Raw genomic sequence first — 1,862 nt, 5'->3', positions numbered from 1 at the left:
CGGAGAAGCATTGTAACAGAAACGGAGGCAGCGTTTCAAGCCTTCAGTAAGTCCGTGTTTTTGGAAGGGGAGCTTTCGAGCAAGACCAAGCAATTGATTGCGGTAGCCGTCGCGCACGTTACGCAATGTCCCTAATGTATCACCGGCCACACCAAGGCAGCCCAACGCGCGGGGGCGTCGGCGCAAGAGCTGATGGAAGCAGTGTGGGTCGCGGCGGAGATGAGAGCTGGCGCTGCATTTGCGCATTCGACGGTCATGCTCGATGCACTAAGAGCAACGCAATAGGGTGGGAAACCGACTCAGAACGCGGCGCTACGGTCTATCGGACCAATTCTCCGAAGGAGGCATCGATGAAGAGAATAGCTGTGGTGAAAGGCGTGCCGAGTGCAACCATTCAAGGGATATTCCGGAAGATGGCTGAGCGTTGGAAGCCCAGTATTCGCGTCGCCGGTGTGGTCGAAGAACCGCACGGTTCTCGCGGGCAGAAAATGCAGTGCTGGATATTTGCGTAGCATCACCAGCGGAATCCTCTATCCAATTTTTCAGGATCTCGGCGCTGAATCCGAAGCGTGTCATTTGCAGGGATCGGGCGCCGTGTCGGCAACCGAGGCGATTGAACGGGACATCGCCGCCGGCTGCCATCTCGTCATACTGAGCAGGTTTGGCAAACTCGAAGCGTCGCGAGAGGGCCTCCTCACAGCGTTCACATCGGCAATAGACGCGGGATTACCCATCCTGACGTCGGTATCACCGGCGTTCGAGGCGGCATGGGACGCCTTTGCTTCGCCGCTCTTTGACGTTGTGCCGGCCGAGCTAAACGAGATCGACGCATGGCGTCGGACGATGCTCAACGACCCAGCGGTTCACTAAATTTCTAAGGCCGCGACCGATGTAGCGACGGCCTGGCCCGTTTTTGCGGTGTGATTTCGCAATGGATAGAAAAAGAACTTTTGAGACCGCCCTTGTCTGCGGACCGACGCCGATGACTTCGGCAAGCAAGGTCGTGACCTCGCGCCGCGCTGACGAGACGCCGTGTCGGGCAGGCGATTTTCGAGAGGGCAAGAATCGCGGTCGCGAGCTGATAAAATACCGGCAGGAAAAGATGACAATTACGTCGGTCGACCGGCGTTAGCAGGCGCCGAACGACTGTTATCCAAGACGAAGTATCCGCTCGCATGACGTTTATCGGCACATTGATCGTAAGCCGGGAAGACGGCTTCACGCGCGCAAGCGACGCGGAATATCGACGCTATTGCACCAAGGGCGTTTGCGAACCAGCAAGGTCGGCGCCCGAAATGTCCGCCTGGCCTGCGAGTATGCTTATATACTGCCGAATGGCGTTTTCCTCCACGGTGGAACGCAGCCGCTCAGCGATCTGTTTGTGCACTTTCTGGAAGGGAAATGCTTTTCCCGGGATGCTTCGATCGATTGCCACGATGTGAAAGCCGTAACGTGTTTTGACGAGATCGCGTAAAATTCCAGAGGCTCCGAACTTGAAGAGCACCTTTTCAAATTCCGGCACGGTGTCTCCCCGCTCGATCTGTCCAAGGTTGCCGCCCTGCTGACCCGACGGGCAGTTGGACAATTCGCGCGCCAGCGCCTCGAAGCGCTCCGGCGCAGCCAGCAGTTCGTTCAGCGTGTGCTCGGCGCGTGCTCGCATCTGCGGCACGTTTACCTGCGGCGTAATCTGGAAGAGGATGTGCCGCGCGTGGACGAGGTCGCCACTTTGAAACTCGCGCCGATGGCCCTCGTAGTAGCGTCGGCATTCTTCGTCGTCTGGCGAGGGCGTGACGACCTCCCGCACAAGAAGCGTCTCAATCGCCCCGTCGACTGTTTCCTCCTCCGTTGCCGCCGATCCCAAC

General features: G+C 58.3%; 2 protein-coding genes and 1 pseudogene. 2 read left to right on the top strand and 1 reads right to left on the bottom strand.

Annotated features, from left to right (window positions below; translation table 11 throughout):
* Positions 1 to 9 precede the first annotated feature (9 nt).
* Together WB528_RS19105 and WB528_RS19100 are read left to right on the top strand one after the other, a co-directional pair.
* A pseudogene (locus tag WB528_RS19105) lies at positions 10 to 285 on the top strand (carboxymuconolactone decarboxylase family protein).
* A gap of 99 nt (positions 286 to 384) precedes the next feature.
* A complete protein-coding gene (locus tag WB528_RS19100; RefSeq protein ID WP_423889958.1) occupies positions 385 to 870 on the top strand; it encodes a DUF2478 domain-containing protein in 486 nt (161 codons plus the stop codon).
* 379 nt (positions 871 to 1,249) lie between these two features.
* Here WB528_RS19100 and WB528_RS19095 read toward each other — a convergent pair.
* Positions 1,250 to 1,862 (bottom strand): peptidylprolyl isomerase (locus WB528_RS19095; protein WP_423889957.1); only part of this gene is annotated, 613 nt, incomplete at its 5' end.

The sequence above is a fragment of the Bradyrhizobium sp. genome (genome assembly GCF_049586575.1).
GTDB lineage: Bacteria > Pseudomonadota > Alphaproteobacteria > Rhizobiales > Xanthobacteraceae > Bradyrhizobium.
Note: the sequence above shows the minus strand (reverse complement) of the source record. Positions and strands in the feature narration are given on the sequence as shown.